Source organism: Agrococcus beijingensis, assembly GCF_030758955.1.
GTDB lineage: Bacteria > Actinomycetota > Actinomycetes > Actinomycetales > Microbacteriaceae > Agrococcus > Agrococcus beijingensis.
Map to the genome: position 1 here is coordinate 2,176,707 of NZ_CP132360.1, position 16,734 is coordinate 2,193,440.

14 protein-coding genes, 1 tRNA gene and 1 pseudogene are annotated in these 16,734 nt (G+C 64.0%); 8 read left to right on the plus strand and 8 right to left on the minus strand.

The genetic code is table 11. From position 1 onward, the window contains the following. The first annotated feature begins 3 nt into the window (after positions 1-3). The 4 genes from Q9250_RS10640 (at position 4) to Q9250_RS10655 (ending at position 2,790) form a co-directional block, all read left to right on the plus strand. On the plus strand, positions 4-675 hold the full coding sequence (locus Q9250_RS10640) for an iron-dependent transcriptional repressor DtxR (RefSeq protein ID WP_306231883.1): 672 nt from the start codon (positions 4-6) through the stop codon (positions 673-675). A gap of 212 nt (positions 676-887) precedes the next feature. Beyond that, positions 888-1,712, plus strand: a complete 825-nt coding sequence (locus Q9250_RS10645; protein WP_306231884.1) for a C40 family peptidase — start codon at positions 888-890, stop codon at positions 1,710-1,712. A gap of 105 nt (positions 1,713-1,817) precedes the next feature. Further along, positions 1,818-2,633: an NlpC/P60 family protein gene (locus Q9250_RS10650; RefSeq protein ID WP_306231885.1), complete on the plus strand. Its 816-nt coding sequence runs from the start codon at positions 1,818-1,820 to the stop codon at positions 2,631-2,633. Positions 2,634-2,718: 85 nt separating this feature from the next. After that, positions 2,719-2,790, plus strand: a tRNA-Arg gene (locus tag Q9250_RS10655). 158 nt (positions 2,791-2,948) lie between these two features. On the opposite strand, the gene mobF is transcribed toward Q9250_RS10655, so the two are convergent. After that, positions 2,949-5,483 carry a MobF family relaxase gene (gene mobF, locus Q9250_RS10660; protein ID WP_306233983.1) on the minus strand — a complete coding sequence of 845 codons (2,535 nt, stop codon included), beginning with the start codon at positions 5,481-5,483 and terminating at the stop codon, positions 2,949-2,951. 290 nt (positions 5,484-5,773) lie between these two features. Between mobF and Q9250_RS10665 the strand changes: the two genes are divergently transcribed. After that, positions 5,774-6,970, plus strand: a complete 1,197-nt coding sequence (locus Q9250_RS10665) for a DNA cytosine methyltransferase (RefSeq protein ID WP_306231886.1) — start codon at positions 5,774-5,776, stop codon at positions 6,968-6,970. Here the strand turns inward: Q9250_RS10665 and Q9250_RS14190 are convergent. The 7 genes and pseudogenes from Q9250_RS14190 to Q9250_RS10690 all read right to left on the minus strand — a co-directional run bounded on the left by Q9250_RS14190 (position 6,919) and on the right by Q9250_RS10690 (position 12,870). Beyond that, positions 6,919-7,731 carry an ABC transporter ATP-binding protein gene (locus tag Q9250_RS14190; RefSeq protein WP_394255162.1) on the minus strand — a complete coding sequence of 271 codons (813 nt, stop codon included), beginning with the start codon at positions 7,729-7,731 and terminating at the stop codon, positions 6,919-6,921. The genes Q9250_RS10665 and Q9250_RS14190 overlap by 52 nt on opposite strands. Continuing rightward, positions 7,728-8,198 (minus strand): oligopeptide/dipeptide ABC transporter ATP-binding protein, encoded by a 471-nt coding sequence (locus Q9250_RS14265; protein ID WP_474197880.1) that lies wholly within the window; start codon positions 8,196-8,198, stop codon positions 7,728-7,730. The genes Q9250_RS14190 and Q9250_RS14265 overlap by 4 nt, the downstream gene beginning before the upstream one ends. A 6-nt stretch (positions 8,199-8,204) precedes the next feature. After that, a pseudogene (locus Q9250_RS14270) lies at positions 8,205-8,867 on the minus strand (ATP-binding cassette domain-containing protein); the annotation flags it as partial. Then, positions 8,777-9,646, minus strand: a complete 870-nt coding sequence (locus Q9250_RS10675; protein WP_130455626.1) for an ABC transporter permease — start codon at positions 9,644-9,646, stop codon at positions 8,777-8,779. The gene Q9250_RS10675 and the pseudogene Q9250_RS14270, both read right to left, overlap by 91 nt. After that, complete coding sequence (locus Q9250_RS10680; RefSeq protein ID WP_119076929.1) at positions 9,627-10,598, minus strand: ABC transporter permease; 972 nt, start codon at positions 10,596-10,598, stop codon at positions 9,627-9,629. The genes Q9250_RS10675 and Q9250_RS10680 overlap by 20 nt, the downstream gene beginning before the upstream one ends. Further along, the gene (locus Q9250_RS10685; RefSeq protein WP_119076931.1) at positions 10,583-12,097 is read right to left on the minus strand and encodes an ABC transporter substrate-binding protein; all 1,515 of its coding nucleotides are present in this window, start codon (positions 12,095-12,097) and stop codon (positions 10,583-10,585) included. The genes Q9250_RS10680 and Q9250_RS10685 overlap by 16 nt, the downstream gene beginning before the upstream one ends. Further along, positions 12,094-12,870, minus strand: a complete 777-nt coding sequence (locus Q9250_RS10690; RefSeq protein WP_157993057.1) for a tyrosine-protein phosphatase — start codon at positions 12,868-12,870, stop codon at positions 12,094-12,096. Before Q9250_RS10690 ends, Q9250_RS10685 begins: the two co-directional genes overlap by 4 nt. A 90-nt stretch (positions 12,871-12,960) precedes the next feature. On the opposite strand from Q9250_RS10690, the gene Q9250_RS10695 reads away from it, so the two are divergent. The 3 genes from Q9250_RS10695 (at position 12,961) to Q9250_RS10705 (ending at position 16,697) form a co-directional block, all read left to right on the plus strand. Further along, the gene (locus Q9250_RS10695; RefSeq protein ID WP_084705335.1) at positions 12,961-13,536 is read left to right on the plus strand and encodes a TetR family transcriptional regulator; all 576 of its coding nucleotides are present in this window, start codon (positions 12,961-12,963) and stop codon (positions 13,534-13,536) included. A gap of 246 nt (positions 13,537-13,782) precedes the next feature. Further along, the gene (locus Q9250_RS10700) at positions 13,783-15,438 is read left to right on the plus strand and encodes an ABC-F family ATP-binding cassette domain-containing protein (protein WP_130455630.1); all 1,656 of its coding nucleotides are present in this window, start codon (positions 13,783-13,785) and stop codon (positions 15,436-15,438) included. Further along, positions 15,435-16,697: an MFS transporter gene (locus Q9250_RS10705; protein WP_029746528.1), complete on the plus strand. Its 1,263-nt coding sequence runs from the start codon at positions 15,435-15,437 to the stop codon at positions 16,695-16,697. The genes Q9250_RS10700 and Q9250_RS10705 overlap by 4 nt, the downstream gene beginning before the upstream one ends. The last annotated feature ends 37 nt before the right edge of the window (positions 16,698-16,734 follow it).

A 16,734-nucleotide genomic window follows, 5' to 3' on the forward strand; every position in this document is an offset into this window, starting at 1 on the left:
CGGGTGACGGATCTGGTCGACACGACCGAGATGTACCTCCGCACCATCCTCGATCTCGAGGAGGAGGGCATCACGCCCCTGCGCGCCCGCATCTCGGAGCGGCTGAACCACTCGGGCCCCACCGTCTCGCAGACGATCGCCCGCATGGAGCGCGACGGCCTGGTGGTCGTGGCCGCCGACCGGCACCTCGAGCTCACCGAGGAGGGCCGCATCCTCGCGACCCGGGTGCTGCGCAAGCACCGGCTGGCGGAGCGGCTGCTCGCCGACGTGATCGGCCTCGACTGGAGCCTCGTGCACGACGAGGCCTGCCGCTGGGAGCACGTGATGAGCGAGCAGGTCGAGCGCCGGCTGCTCGCGCTGCTCGGCAACCCGACCGAGTCGCCCTATGGCACGCCGATCCCGGGCCTGGCCGAGCTGGGCCTCACGCCCGCCGAGCCGTTCCTCGACGGGGTGCAGGCCGCGACGGATGCGCGGGGCGCGCGGGTGGTGCGGCGTCTGGGGGAGCCGATCCAGTTCGACATCGAGGGGCTCGTCGAGCTGCAGGCGGCAGGCGTCGTGCCGGGTGCCCGCGTGGAGGTCTCGAAGGTGGGCGACCGCATCCGCCTCGCCGTCGAGGGCGGGCAGGCGATCGACCTGCCGGCCGAGCTCGCGCAGCACGTCTACCTCACCGCCTGACCCAGCGCTCCCGCCGACGGGCATCGTCGCGCTCGGCCCACCGCGCGACAGGCTGATCGGCTCGTCACGTTCAGGAAGCTTCCAGCCCGCACTGAGGCTCGCCGACAGGTGTGGACCAATTGTGACGGAATGGTAACGGTCGGGTACTGTCGCACCGGCAGCGCCGCATCCCGATGCGACGGACACTGCCTTACTGGGGGATCACGCAACGCATGGAACAGCAGCACTCGACGGCCGTCGCCGTCTCGACGGCTGAGCGCACTGCTCACGGAACGTTCACCAGCGGATCGCTGCGCCGAGGGGCCAAGAGCTTCGGCGTCGTCTGCATCGCAGCCGCGCTCGTCGGCGCGCTCTCCCTGCCCGCCGCGGCGTTCCAGCCCGTGGGCGAGCGCTACAGCGAGAGCGACATCGCCGCGATCATCGCCGAGAACTCACAGACCGTCACGGTCTCGTCGAGCGCGCGCGCCGAGCTGGTGGCGCGCGACGGCATCTCCGGCACGACCGCCGCAGAGCTCGACCAGATCCGCTCCGCCGCCCGCGAGGCGGAGGAGGCCCGGCAGGCGGAGCTCGCGGCCGCGCGCGAAGCGGCTGCTGCGACCGCGGCGACGGCTGCTGCCGCGGCGACGGGCACGGCCGGCGCTGCCACGTCGTCGAGCGCCGCAGTCGCCGCGCCCGTCAACCTCCCCGCCGCCAACAGCTCGATCGTCGCGATCGCGCAGTCGCAGCTCGGCGTGCCCTACGTATGGGGCGGCACGAGCCCGTCGACCGGCTTCGACTGCTCGGGCTTCACGCTCTGGGTGTACGGCCAGGCCGGCCACTACCTGCCCCACTCGTCGAACGCGCAGGCCGGCTACGGCACTCCGGTGGCGGCCTCGGCCGTCGCGGCGGGCGACCTGCTGGTGTGGGACGGCCACGTGGCCATCTACGCCGGCGGCGACCAGATCATCCACTCGGCCACCAGCGGCAAGCCCGTGAAGTACTCGGTCTACTCGGCGATGGTGGCTGCGTTCGGCACGCCGCAGGTGCGTCGCTTCTAGCCGTCCGCTGAGCGGCGGGTGACAAACCGATAACGATTTGGTAACGTAGGACGCAGTGCCGCACAACGGCTCATCTTTTTCACGAACGCTTTGGAGTACCAGCCTGTGACGAATCCTTCCGAGAAGACGGCCATCGCGTCGGGTGACCAGAAGCGCTTCAGCCGCGCCACGGTCGTGCGCAACGCACGTCGCGTCGGCGTGATCGCCGTGGCCGCAGCCCTCGCCACCCCGCTCGCCCTCCCCGCCTTCGCCTCCGGCAGCAGCAGCAGCGCCGACGGCGAGTCGTACTCGGCGTTCGTCGCCCAGGACGCCCAGTCGGTCTCCGGCGTCGTCACCGCTGGCGAGGGAACCCTCGGCGGTGCCCGCCTCGAGGTGTCGGCCACCACGCCCGCAGAGCTCGAGGCGATCCGCGCACAGCTCGAGGCCGCAGCGCAGGCCGAGGAGCAGCAGCGCGCTGCAGAGCAGCAGGAGCGCGAGGCGGAGCAGGCAGCGCAGCAGGAGCAGCAGCAGGCTACGGCGCGCGGTACGGCCGGGCCCGCCCCCTCGTCCTCGTCTGCCGCACCGGCGCCCGCACCGGTCGCCGCGGCGGCCGGCATCTCCGGCAGCGCCATCGCCAACGCCGCGCTGGCGCAGGTCGGCGTCTCGCAGGACTGCGTGCAGCTCGTGCGCAAGTCGATCGCCGTTGCCGGTCTCCCCTACACGGGCATGGGGTCGCTGTTCAACCTCGGCCCGACAATCTCGCAGGCGCAGGCCGAGCCCGGTGACGTCATCTACTACGCCGACGGCGGCACGGGCCGCGCGCACATCGGCATCTACATCGGCGGCGGCCAGGCAGTCCACGGCGGCTGGTCCGGCTACAACACGGTAGTCGCTGGCGTCAACATCGGCGGCTCGGCCCCGGTGTTCATCGACATCACGTGAGCTGAACCGCACGCGTCAGCGCCCGTTCCCCGGTGGGAGCGGGCGCTTCGCGCATCCGGCCCGGCGGTAGACTCGTCGGGCACTGGCCTCTGTAGCTCAATGGAAGAGCATCTCCGTCCTAAGGAGCTGGTTGGGGGTTCGAGTCCCTCCAGGGGCACGCTTGTGATGAGTCGCGACATAGGTCTCACCTGAGTCGCCCCCCCCCCCCGCCGCTGGTCTCGTCCACAATCTACGCCCCGCGTATTCGGTGACATCAGTAGGCTGGAACTGCGCACAGGCCAACGTTCACAGGTGAGTGCGTTTACCGAACCTCGGCTAACCCAGATCGACGTGATCGGAGACGTAGTCGGCAGGGAGAATCACGGTGCCGCGGCTGTCGGCGCGGCGGGCGGTGAGTGATCCATCGTCGCGGATGTCGGCAATGGTCCAGCGGTCACCGTTGCGCACCCATCCTCGCGGGGTGCGGAGGCGTCGGTCGTTCTTCCGGGTGATGATCGTGTCACCTACCCCGGCACGCGCGTCGCCTTGGAGGGCGACTTCGCGACGGGCATCTACTGTGCCGTCGAGGATGAGGTCGGCGCGGGCGCGCTGGTTCAGAGCGTGGACGGAGTCGTTGGAGTCCGCGATCAACACCGTCGAAGCACCGTTGAGGGTGTCGTTGCGCCAGGCGATGTAGGCGGCGTCGATCATCGCCTCGGTATCGCCGCCGGTGATGCGGCCATGTTCGGCGTAGGTGTCGATGGCCTCGGGGCGCCCGTGGCGGAGGTCAAGCGAGGCCGTCTTCTCCCACTCGTTGACGAAGCGGTGCACGTCGACCAGTTCCGGGGCATCGTCGCGGTCGTGGACGAGGAGGGAGAACGCGCCGCCTGCGGTGACGGATTGCAGTTGCGCCCAATCACCCACAAGCAACACCTTCGCACCCATCTCGGTTGCGTGCTCGGTGATGCGATCCATGGAGAGCGTGCCGGCGAGGGAGGCTTCGTCCACGATCACGAGCTGCCCCTTACGGAACGACGCACCCGCGTTCTGGTGGTCTTTCCACCACTTCGCCGTGTTCTCTGTTTTGATACCGAGGTCTTCGGCGAGGACCTGCGCTGCGACCGCTGACGGGGCGAGGCCGACGACGCTGCCACGCCCGTGCTCCCGCTCCCACGCAGTGCGCAGAGCTCGCATCGCCGTTGTCTTCCCAGCGCCGGCGGGGCCGACCAGCACATCGACTGCGCGGCCTGATGCCGCGACGGCGGTGAGCGCTGAGGTTTGGTCGGCGGCGAGGAGTCGGCCGTCGCGATCTGGGCGGCGGGTGACCTTCTCGATCACTTCGATTGGCACAGTGCGTGCGGTCATGGTTCGGGCGCGCTCGAGGAGTCGATCTTCTGCCGCGAGGATTTCCGGTGACGAGTACACCGTCGACGCGATCGGCCGGAACCTGCTGCTGTCATCAGAGCGGCGGAACACGGCCGGGCTCGATGCGAGCTCGGGCGGAGTCAGCTGGAGGGAGGCGCGCTCTGCGGCATCGACGACCATTCCGACTACGGCTTCGCGATCCCTCGTGGTGGCGAACCGGTAGGGCATGGTCTGGCGGGCAGCCTCGGCGGTGAGGTTCCACCTACGCCAGGTCGACCGCTTCTCACCGACTGCTCCAACCACACTGCGGCCCAGAGCGTCGATCACATCCAGGGGCACATCATCAGCGCGCAGCAGTCGCGGTGCCTCGTTCGCGGTGACGGTGCGTGCCCAGTGGGTGGCGTCTTCACCGAGCAGGTGCGACGCGCTCTCCCGCCACTCGCCGGTGAGGTCAGCGAGCGAGCGAACCTGCTTCTCCGGTCTGGTTGCCAACGTTGCTTGTGCTCGGAGCTTGATGACCGTCGCAAGCGATGGTTGCCTGCCGTGTCGGGCAACGTACTCAGCGATGAGCCGGTTCTTCCCCTCATTAATCTGCCGTGACCGGGATGAGAACTCCGCCACCAACCTCTCCGGCACCGTGCTGATCGCCCAGGCGGGGTTGCGGTCACGTCCCATGTCTCTGGCTTCCCACTCGACGCCGAACGCGCGGGTGAGGTGGTCGGCGAACACGGCTTCGTGGAGTTCTGAGAGGGCGACGGTGGCGGCGTGGAGGGGCCGGCCGTCGAGGGAGCGCCATTTGCCGTCGTGGACGATCTGCACCTTGTTCGAGATCACCACATGCGTGTGCAGATGCGGGTCACCCGCTCGCGAATCGTAGTGATCGAACGCAGTCGCGATCACCCCGGATACATCGGCCTGCGCAACCGCCCCGTTGCGGCCTGCCGCGCCGACGCGGGTTGCGGCAACCTCGCGTTCGATGAATGCAACCATTTCCGCAACCGCCGCGTGATGCGCATCCGCAATCAGCGATTGCGTCCCCGCGTCCGACACCGCCCACAGCACCGATGCGGACTTCGGAACCGAGAACGTGAAATCGAACCCCGCAACCGCCTTCCGCACCCCACGCGCACTCTCCTCAGCCGCGATTGTGGCGACCGCGTCGGCACGCTCGGTCACAGGAAGGTCTGCGTCGAGCCTCAACGTGCGGTGCTCAATGCGCTCGGTCACGGTCGGATACTTCCGATACGGGCTTCCGAGCGCTTGGCGTGTCACGGGGTCGCGGCCCTGTCCAATCAGACGTTGAAGCTGCAACTCAGAGACCTCGTCGCCGACGGTGATCGTTCTACCGCCGAGCGCGGGGACGGCTGATCCGAGCCATCGCCCCGGCGGGGTGCCTTCCTCCGTGTAGTACCTCGTCAACGGCGTTGAGAGCACCCGGTCACCGTCGCCGGTGGCGACGGTACGCAGAAGGTACTTGTAGCCGTCACCGGCGGACATCACCCGCATCGAAACCGTCACCAGCCGCCACCTCTCCTCACTCCGAAGGTGAGCTCCGCAGCCCGCGGCGCGGTGACTTCTGAGGTCACTTTCGGACGGTGGCGCGCCTCGCTTGCAAGACGCGTGACAACCCGTTCGAGCGAACCGCGAGGGATCGGCAGCGCTGGGCGCCGACGGTGCTGGAGCGAGGTGGGAGGCGTCGGCTGAGCGGCGGCGCGTGGGCGGTTCGTGCACCTGGTTGGTGACCAGCTCGGAGTAGCAGCACGGCTCCGGGATCACCACTCTAGGAGAGTTTACCCGTGGCCGACCAGACACTCACCGACCGGGTCACTCTGCTGCGTGTCGGGTCGCTGTTCTCCGGCTACGGCGGACTCGATCTCGCTGTCGAAGAAGTCTTCAATGCCAGAACGATCTGGTTCTCCGAGATCAACGAGCCCGTCGCCCGCATCTTCTCCCACCACTGGCCCGAGGCCCCGAACCTTGGTGATATCACCGCCATCGACTGGAGAACCGTGCCGCCAGTGGACATCCTCTGTGGCGGGTTTCTCTGCCAGGACGTATCGACCGTCGGGAAGATGGCCGGTCTGAAGCCCGGCACCCGTTCCGGCCTCTGGGCACATATGGCGGCAGCGATCGACGCGCTGCAACCCGACTGGGTCGTGATCGAGAATGTCCGCGGGCTGCTTTCTGCACCAGCTATACGCGCAAACTTCGAAGGAGTCCACGATGAGCAACGCAACATCGCAAATGCAGCCCCCGACGGTGCAACCCCTCGCGATATGGAACGCGACCCGTGGCATCTGGGAGAAACCACAGCTCGACCTCTTCGAGTAGCAGGAGCAGTTTTGGGAGACCTGGCCGACCTCCGGTATGACGCGCAATGGATCGGTCTACCCGCTTCCGCGGTCGGCGCACCCCACCCCCGATACCGGGTCTTCATCCTTGCCCACCGCACTGTTTCGCACTCCACTGGCATCCGACGCAGCTCGCGGGGGCGAGAGCTTGCAACAGGTGAAAGCACGCCGCGGCACGATTGCGCTCAGCCACCAGATCATCGACCTTGCCTTGCACGGCCCGAATGGGTACCCAGGTTCCGAGGAGTCAGAGAGCCTGTGGAGGTTGATCGAGGAATTCTTCGACGATGGGGACGTTACGCCGTGCCAGTGACTTACTGGACGCAGATCATCGGTCGGCCCGCACCGGCGCCCGCAATCCTGACCGACGCGACTGGCCCGCGGCCCGCACCGGCATTCGTGGAATGGTTGATGGGTTTACCGTCTGGTTGGGTGACTGATGCGCGTCACGAACTCACCACGAATAGTCAGATCACGGCGCTCGGGAACGGAGTCGTCCCCAGGCAAGCGGTTTCGGCCATCTCCAGTTTGTTAAACACCTGGCTGGAGGAGCATCGACCGAGGTCATCCGATCGAGCGGTAAACCCATATCAAGCTGTAGTAGATAGAACCGGGGTGGAGACGGGGGTAGCCGGGAGTTGAGTTAGGGTTCGGCCCGGTTCTGGGACCGACGCAATCAGCGAGCGAGTGTACGGGTGTTGGGGATTTCCCAAGACTTGTGAGCTGGGTCCTTGCTCGCACGCCTCACCGCGGTACAGCACCAATACACTCTCGCAGAGCGAACGCACCACGCTGAGATCGTGCGAGACGAACATCAGTGCCGTTCCGTGCTCCAAGGTGCTGCGATGCAGCAGGTTGATGATCCCAGCCTGTACCGAGACATCCAGCCCCGAAACTGGTTCGTCGGCGATGAGTAGCGCAGGTCGGGCGAGCAACGCCCGAGCGATCGCGACGCGCTGAGCCTGACCTCCACTAAGCTGGCGTGCGCGCCGCCCACCGAAGATGTCAGGTTCTAAACCCACATCCGCCAGAGCTTGTGCGGCAAGTTTTCGGGCATGTTGCCGCGAAGTTCGTGTGATTGCTAGAGGTTCAGCAACGATGTCCCGCACCAGTCGATGCGGGTTCAGCGACGCGATCGGGTCCTGGAAGATCATCTGCACGCCCCCAGGCCCTGGGCGGTGGTGAACTGATCCGCCCTGGTATCGGACAGACCCTTGAGCTATCGGTACGAGTCCCGCGATGGCTTTGGCGGTCGTGGACTTACCTGAACCGGATTCACCGACGATGCCAATGGTGGTGCCGGCCTCCAGCGTGAAGGTGACTCCGCGTACTGCATGGACGGGGTCCCGTGGCGAGCCGAATCGTACGTGGAGGTCATCGACTTCGAGCAATGTGGCATTCATGCGACACCCGCCGCGAGAAGCGCACTGTCCCGGCGAGTCGGGTCATCTGGTGTGGAAGCGGTAAACGGTTGCCAACAGGCCACCGTGTGATCAGGATCGGAGCTGACGGGTGCCACGGGTGGGCGAGTTGTGTGGCACACCTCGCTTACCCGTGAGCAGCGCGACGCGAACGGGCAGCCTTGGCGGGGTACAGACATGTCCGGTAGGACGCCAGGGATCGTGGGTAGTGGTAGAGGCACCGGCGTGCTCAGTTTCGGAGTGATGTCCAAGAGCGCGCGGGCGTATGGGTGTGCCGGCGCAGAGAGCATCCGTGCAGAAGGACCCGATTCAACGATCCGCCCAGCGTACATAACAGCGATACGGTCGGTGCGGTCCGTGAGTACGCCAAGATCATGGGTGATGTGAATGAGGCTCATCCTTCTTTCGGTGCGCAGTCTGTCGATGAGGTCAAGGACGGTGCGTTGCATCGTCACGTCCAATGCCGTGGTGGGCTCATCCGCCAGCAGAAGTCGTGGGTTGGATGCCAGCGCCGCAGCGATTCCGATGCGCTGACGCTGCCCCCCGGAAAGGGCAGCAGGAAAACTACGAGCGATGCGCGCTGCGTCGCTGAGTCCTACAGCTTCCAACAGTTCGTGCAGGTAGGCGCGGCGAGAGGCTCGGGTGCGACTGCTGTGCTGTGTCGCTCCTTCGAGTACCTGCTTACCTACGCGTACTAACGGATTAAGTGTGGACGAGGGGTCCTGGAAGATCATCGCCATTTGCGCGGCGGTGGTTCCGCGCCGCTCTCGGGGGGAGCGTCCTAGGATGTCGCGGCCTTCAAAACGGATACTGCCGTTCGACTGGGTTGTGACACCCTGCGGCTGCACCCCGACGATGGCGCGAGCCAGCACTGACTTGCCCGATCCAGATTCGCCAATGATGCCGAGGCTCTCGCCTGGCGCGACCGACAGCGATAGATCCTCAAGCACATGGGAGTGACCAGAGGCCGACGTGAGGCTCATCTGGAGGTCTCGGACCTCTAGCAGTGCTTCCTTCTGGGTGGACATTATGTGTCCTTTCTGGTGAATCGCTCGCCGAGAATGTTGACGGCGAGTACGGTGAGGCACATCACGATTGCGGGGGCGAGCATGATCCATGGGGCACCGGCCAGATGTGTTCGACCTTCCGCGATGAGGCTTCCCCATGACGGGGTGGGTGGCTGTAGCCCGTAGCCGAGGAAGCTCAGGGAGCCTTCCGCGACGATCGCGACGGTGATGGCAGTGAAGGAGTATGCGAGCACCGAGGGGAGCACGGTACGCGCGATTTCCTGGGTCATGAGGCGCACCCGGCTCGCGCCCAGCAGCCGGGCGGCCTGGACGAACTCACGCTCGCGCACACTCAATGTCGCAGAGCGCGCGATTCGCGCGAAGATCGGAATCGTGAGCGTCCCAATCAGAAGCCCAATCGTCCAGTAGTCCGAGCCGACAAGAGACACGACAACCATGATCAGTATCAGTCCTGGAAGTGCGAGCATCAGATCGATAACTGTTCCAATGATCTCGTCGACAATCCGGCCGAAGAATCCCGCGACAATGCCGATGAACGAGCCCACCACGAGCCCTACTGCCAGCGTTAGGGCCGCCACGACGAGCGAGGACAAACCTCCGGCCATTGTCCGAGCAAATATATCGCGACCCGTCGCATCCGTCCCGAACCAGTGGGCAGGACTTGGTGGCTGCATGGCCGCACTGAAATCAGCCCGGAGTGGATCAAACTGCGGGATGAGCATCGACGCGACTGCGCCACCGATCACAATAGTGAGAACTACGGCAGCGAAGATGATCGAGCCGCGCGAGTCCAAACGCATGCCTGGCGTTCTTACCCGGGAGCGGCTATTGCTGAGTGCCGGGCGGGTGTCAGCTTCTTGCGTGAGCACGGCGTGTCCTTGGATCGACGAAGGTGTACAAGATGTCTACGGCTAGCGCGGCGAGGAAAACCGCGATTCCAGAGAAAATGACGATCATTTCAATCACTGGGAAATCGCGTGCGCCTATCGCTGTCACCGCCAGGCGACCCATTCCAGGGATAGCGAAGACTGTCTCGATGAGCGCCGAGCCACCGAAAAGTGCCCCGAACCCCAAACCGACCAGCGTCATGGTGGTGAGCGATGAAGGGCGCAGCACACGCGTGATCATCAATCGCGCGGTTCCCATGCCGCGGGAGCGCGATGCGAGCACATAGGGTTCGCGCATGGTCGTGATGAGATCCGCCCTTAGCACTCGGACCAGGACAGCCGCCTCCGCGAGGCCGATTGTGAGCACCGGGAGTACGAGGTGACGGAGATGTCCTATGGGGTCGATTCCGAACGGCACCCATCCAGTTGCAGGCAGTAGCCCTAGCATCACCGAGAACAACATGATGCCCAGCAGTCCGAACACGAATGTCGGGACGGAGAGGAGGACGAACGCTGTGACAGTCGCGATGCGGTCTAAGAGTCCACCGGGCCGCCAGGCTGAGGCCATTGCCACGGGCAACGTGAGCGCGAGCGCGACGACCTGCCCGAGGAGCAGCAGTTCGATGGTGATCGGCAGTCGAGCGGCCAGTTCATCGGTTAAAGACCGTCCTGTTACTAGTGACGCTCCGAGGTCGCCACCAGCAGCATTTGATAGCCACTCCCACAGACGCTCCGGCGCGGGTCGGTCGAGGTTGAGAGAAGCCATGAAGGCCGCGATCTGATCCGGGGAGGCGTTCACTCCCAGAACGGCAAGGGCCGGCGTTCCCGTCATCAATGCGGGCAGACTCATCGTGAGCAGACCGAGGAGCGTGAGGACGATGAGTCCTCGCACTCCCCGGTGCACCCACGCACGGATTTCTATTTGATCCACCATTCTCCAGGTGAGACAGAGATGACATTGCGGTCGCTGACATCGGGGAGTCCGCCGATCTTCGGGCTTGCGATGAAGCCGCTGGGGCTCTCAGTGAAGAAGAGCACTGCTGCCTCAGCTACGATCAGCTCGCTGGCCGCGTTGTACAAGTCGCTACGTTCCTGGGGTGTGGTCGCGGAACGGGCCTGATCGATCAGAGCGCTGACTTCGGCATTGGCGTATCCGCCGAAGTTGGAGAAGGAGTCGGCTTCGAACATCGTCATTGCGGAACCCGTATCGCCGTAGCCGCTGGTTACGAACTCGATCACGTGGAAATCTTTCGCAAAGAGCTTGCTCGCCCAGGTCGCGGCATCCGCCACATCGATCTCCATCTCGATACCCACGTCACCGAGCATCTGCTGGATCGCGGTCGCTCGCGCCATCGCCTCGGGCTGCGCGTCTGTGGTGTATGCGAAGGCGAGCGGCTGCCCGTACTGCTCCAGCAGTGCGCGCGCGGCATCCGGGTCGAACTCTGGATAGGTGGAACCAGTCTGATATTCGCTTTGCGACGAGATTGGTCCGTGAGAGAGCGCGCCCTGTCCTTGGTTGGTCACCTGTAGCAATGCGTCCCGGTCGATAGCTGTCTGAACGGCTCGTCGCGCGAGGGGATCATTGAAGGGTGCCTGCTCGGTATTGAAAATTGCCGTGGCCGTTGTTGCATTCGCCAAGGCCAGCTGCAAACCGTCTGTCTCAGCCTGAGTCATCAAACTTGGCGTCTCGATCCATACGACATCGACGGTCCCCGCTGCGAGGGTCTGGTAACGGGAGTCGGTATCGGGCAGGAACTGGAAGACGATCTCATCGGCGTAGGCGGGTGTGTTCCCGGCATATTCCGGATTGCGCTCGACGGTCAACGAGGATCCTGCCGACAGCGAAACCAGTCGGTAAGGTCCAGCGCCCAAGGGGCTGCCCTCGGGGTCGGTCGCTGTGGTGCTGCCAATCATGCCGAGGTTGCGTGCGAAGTACCGCGGGAAGGTCGCGTTCGCTTCGGCTAGCGTCATCTCGACCGTTGTTTCGTCGACCTCGGCTATTTCAATGATCTCCTGCGCACCTTGCGCTACCGCGGACTCGGAGTTCTGTGCCCGCTCGATATGAGCGATCACCGCGGCAGCATCTAATGCCGTGCCGTCAGAGAACGTCAGATCTGGGCGAAGAATCAGCGTCCAATCAATCAGGTCGTCGCTTTCGAGCGACTCGGCCAGCACCGGAACCAATTCGCCGCGCGGGCCATCCATGAGCAGCGGCTCATAGATTGCATTCGCCAGCACCAGGCTTGACTGCTGGCCGATGTCGTTGCCGATCGGGTCGACCGAAGAGACCTCAATGTCAAGTCCGACACGGATAGTACCGCCGGAAACGGCAGACTCATCACCCTGCGAGGTGCCGGGGTCCGCGGAACATGCCACGAGTGCTGTGGCCATTGTCACGGCGAGAACTACCGTGCCAAGGGTCTTGCGTTTCATGCTGTTACTTCCTTCTGTGAGGGGGTGGTGAGCGGAAGCGAAGAGTCTGAAGGATCGGGGTCCACGCCCAGGCGGATGCGGATGCTCGCGACCAGCCGGTCATAGTCCTCATCGGGGAGGTGGCTGCTCAGGTACTCCCGAACACCGCCGAGAGAAGCGAGGTAATCGATCGCTTGGGCGATGTCTTCCCTGCGACAGACGAGATCGAGTGCGGCGAACAACTCCTGCGTTTGCTCACCTCCGGGCTGACGTTGAAGATTCTCGTGCAGATCGTCATTGGTGCGGATGTAGTCGCCAACTGCAATGTGGGGGTCTGCCCCCGCTGCTAGTAGGAGGATCGCTGAGATGAGCCCAGTGCGGTCCCGTCCCCCTTGGCAGCCGATCACGATCGGCCCCGAAGTTTCCCCGATCGTCCGCAGTACCTGGGCGATGTTCGCAACGGCAACGTCCAGCATGCGACAGTAGTGATCGCCGAAGGTGGCACTCCCGTCAATCAAGCCGTCGAGAGCTTGGGCTTCTTGGCCGGCCTGAACATCCAGTTCCATGAAGGGGGCATGCACATGCTGCCACGTCGTTGGCAAGTGTTCCCGACTTTCCTGCTCAAGCTCGCCGCGGGTGCGCAGATCGAGCCATGTCAGCTCATCTGGACACTGTGCGAGTTCAGCGCGGGTGGCATGGCTGAGCGCCGCAGCGCGATACAACCCGTTGTTGGGAGAGACATGCGGGCCGAGAAGAGGAAGTGGTCGCCAGTTCGGCGGGGCAAGAGCGGTCATGTGATCCATCATGCATAAGTGGCACATATGCCAGTTTGCGTGAGGGTGAACAAGGGATGAACATGCCCCATGGCGGCCATAATGGAGGCGATGACGAACCAAACCGGAGCGCGTGCGCGACACAAGACCACTACGCGCCGCGCGATCCAGACAGCGGCGATTGAGCTGTATGAAGAACGCGGGTACGACGAAACGAAGGTCGAAGACATCGTTGAACGCGCAGGAGTATCTCAGCGAAGCTTTTTCCGCTATTTCCCTTACAAAGAACTCACACTCTTCAGCGACGATCACACAGAGCATCTCGCTGAGCTTGTACTTACAGCGCCTTCACACTTCAACGCGATCGAGACGCTTGACTGGGCGACTGCGCAACTCTTCTTGATCCCGACGACCGAACTGGACAGGCGACGACAGGCGATTCGCAATCAGCTTGGCGACGATGCGCGCGTTCAGCGCCAACTCGCCTACCTCCATGAGTCACTTAGCATCCGGCTGCGCGATGCCTACGTTCGCCGCCTCGGCATAGACCCCGCCGACACATCTGACTTGCGTCCACAGATTCTCGTGGGGCTTTACCTCTCTCTCGCTACTGAGGTGTCGGGCCGGTCACAATCACCGGAAGAGACGCGCCAGCGGTGGCTTGCGTCGCTTCGCAGTCTGCTTTGAGAGGTCGGCACTGCTATCGACATTTACATGCTTGGTTGCGGAGGTGGGGACTGAGCGTTGCCGACCTTATGTGGTACACTGGAAGCATGCATTTGTATTTCCTGTGACGGTTGAGTAGGCCTACCGCGCTCGTTGAGCAACTCCGAGCTAGCGACGGCCGCTCGTTCTGACCCTGGAAGGGTCCCCGTCATTTGCGTGCCCGCTGGCTGTTTGGCTCGTCGCGGTGCGCCTTGCTGAAGGATTTGAATGCTTACCCCTACTAACCGTCATCCGGCGCGCCATCGCGCGCAACTCACCGCTTCCGACGTCTCCGTAATGCGAGGCGTAACCCCGGTGCTCAACCATGTCGATCTCGTCGTCACTCCCGCGTCCCGTGTGGCGATCGTCGGAGAGAACGGGCGCGGAAAGACCACACTTCTGCACGCGCTCGCGGGCACGCTGGTACCTGATAGTGGAACGATCCAGCGCATCGGCACGCTCGGGCTCGCTGAACAAGAGATGGACTCCACCGACAACCGAACCGTTGGGCAGGCCGTCGCGGAGGCCATCGCCGAACCGCTCGCAGCGCTGGCCACACTCGACGACGCCGCTGCCGCTCTCGCGGAAGGGAGTAGCGAGGCCGCAGAGCAGTACGCTGCGGCCTTGGAAGATGCGGAAGCGCTCGACGCTTGGGATGCCGAGCGCCGGGTACAAATCGCGCTCGAAGCACTCGACGCCGAAACCGACATGACGCGGTTGCTCGCTGATCTGTCGGTGGGGCAGCGATATCGAGTGCGGTTGGCCTGCCTGTTGGGGGCTGAAGATGATTTCTTACTGCTGGACGAGCCCACCAATCACCTCGACCGCAGCGGACTTGATTTCTTGACCATGCAACTCCGCACGCGCAACGGTGGTGTCGTCATCGTCAGCCACGATCGCGCGCTGCTCTCTGACATTGCGGAGACGGTGGTCGACCTCGATCCGACACCTGATGATCGCCCCCGCATCTACGGCAACGGGTACGCGGGATACCGAGAAGGGCGCGTGGCCGAGCGGGAACGCTGGGATCAGGAGTACGACCGCCAGCAGCAGGAGCAAGCCCGGCTGCAGGACAGTCTCAGCGCTGCACAGAACCGACTCGTATCGGGTTGGCGACCGGAGAAGGGGTCACCGAAGCACGGCCGCGCGACGCGCGCGGGCGGGCTGGTGCAGAGCGTGCACCGACGCCAGGAAGCACTCGAAGCACACGCGGTGACGGTACCTGAACCACCGCAGCTATTCCAGTTCCCCGACCTGCCCACACGAAAAGGGGCGGTGCTACTAAACGTCGACAACGTGAGCCTTGCCGGGCGGTTAGCGCAGCCAGTGTCGTTCGAACTCTCGCACCGCGGCAGGCTCGTGATCACCGGCTCGAACGGGGCCGGAAAGTCGACGCTCCTGAGTATCGCGGCGGGCGAACTACTGCCAGATACGGGAACAGTGCGGACATCCCCTGGCACGCGTTTGGGTTTTCTTCGTCAGGAGACGATGCTGCCGCCTGATCGCCGGGCGAACGAGGTATACGCCCGACACCTCGACGAACTCGTCGGTCAAGGAACGCTTCAATCATCTGAGGCGGTCGGTCTCGGTCAACTTGGACTGCTGCGATCGCGCGAGGCAGGCAAACGAGTGGGTGAACTGTCGATGGGTCAACAACGACGCCTCGATCTGGCGCTCGTACTCGCGGCACGCCCGCACGTGCTACTACTAGACGAGCCCACCAACCACCTCTCCATCGCGCTCGTTGACGAACTCACCGAGGCACTCGGGGCTACCCAAGCGGCCGTCGTACTGTCGACCCACGATCGGCAACTCCTGCGCGATGTCGCCCAATGGCCTCATGTACATCTGATGGCGATGGCTGAAGGCGAGGCACTGGTATGAGCAACACCATCAAGCTACGCGCACTCCGCCCATTGGCATCACGTGATTACCGTCTCCTGTTTGCCGCCGTCGGCATCGAGGTATTCGGGACCGGTATGTGGACGATCGTCATGGTCTTCCAAGTACTCGCACTCGATGACAGCCCACTTGCCTTGTCGGCGGTTGCAACCGGAATGAGTCTTGGCCTGTTTGCGTTCTCCGTTCTCGGTGGGGTTGTCGCAGACCGGTTCTCCAAACGGCGGATTCTCATTACAGTGCAGGGCTCAACGGCCGCGATCATGACCGCCGTGGCGGTCCTGTCGCTCACCGGGAATATCGAACTTTGGCACGTCGCCGCAGCCTCGTTCGCGATGGGTGCCGGGAGCGCCTTTTTCTACCCTGCGTACAGCGCTTACCTACCTGTGGTCCTTCCGCCGGAGCAACTCCTGGCCGCGAATGGGCTCGAAGGGGCGCTCCGTCCATCGATGGGGCAAGGGCTGGGCCCGGCCCTCGGTGGAGTCATCGTCGGTATGTTCTTCCCCGCTATCGGAGCGGTCATCGTCGCGGCTTCGTACGCGATTGCTTTCGTCATCACGTTGTTTCTTAGCCGTCGTGACGAACACACTGAGCCCACTCCTCCCGAGGATCGCCCGAGCGTCTGGGGTGACCTTCGTGCGGGGGTTGCCTACGTGGCTCGTACACGCTGGTTGCTTTGGACGCTGATCTTCGGGTCTTCGCTTGCGCTCATTGTCCAAGGCCCGATCGAAGTTCTCCTCCCGTTCCTCACCCGCGACCGATTCGAGGATGCTGAAGCTACTTTCGGGTTCCTTCTGGCCGCCTATGGGATAGGTGGGGCTGTCGGTTCGCTGATCGTGTCGTCGTTGAAGCTTCCTCGTCGGTACTTGACGTTTATGATCCTGTGCTGGGGTGGAGGAACACTACCTCTTGTGGTCATTGGCGTTGCCGACAATTTGATCCTCATGCTCTCCGCGCTCTTTGTCGTCGGTGCACTCACCGGGGCTGGCGTTGTCGTGTGGGGAACATTGCTGCAACGGTTGGTGCCGCTCGACATGATCGGCCGAGTCGCCAGCCTCGACTTCTTCGTTTCGATCGCGTTCATGCCGGTCTCGATCGCCATCGCAGGGCCGCTCTCACTGTTGGTTCCCATCCCCATCATCTTTGTGATTGCGGGAGTCATTCCGCCAGCTCTCGCGTTGATCGCATTGCTGGCCGGGCGCATGCGCCAGACCGAGGACAGTCAACCACTAGACGCAGACTGACCTCGATGGCTCTGGGAATATCCCGGACGTGGGGGGG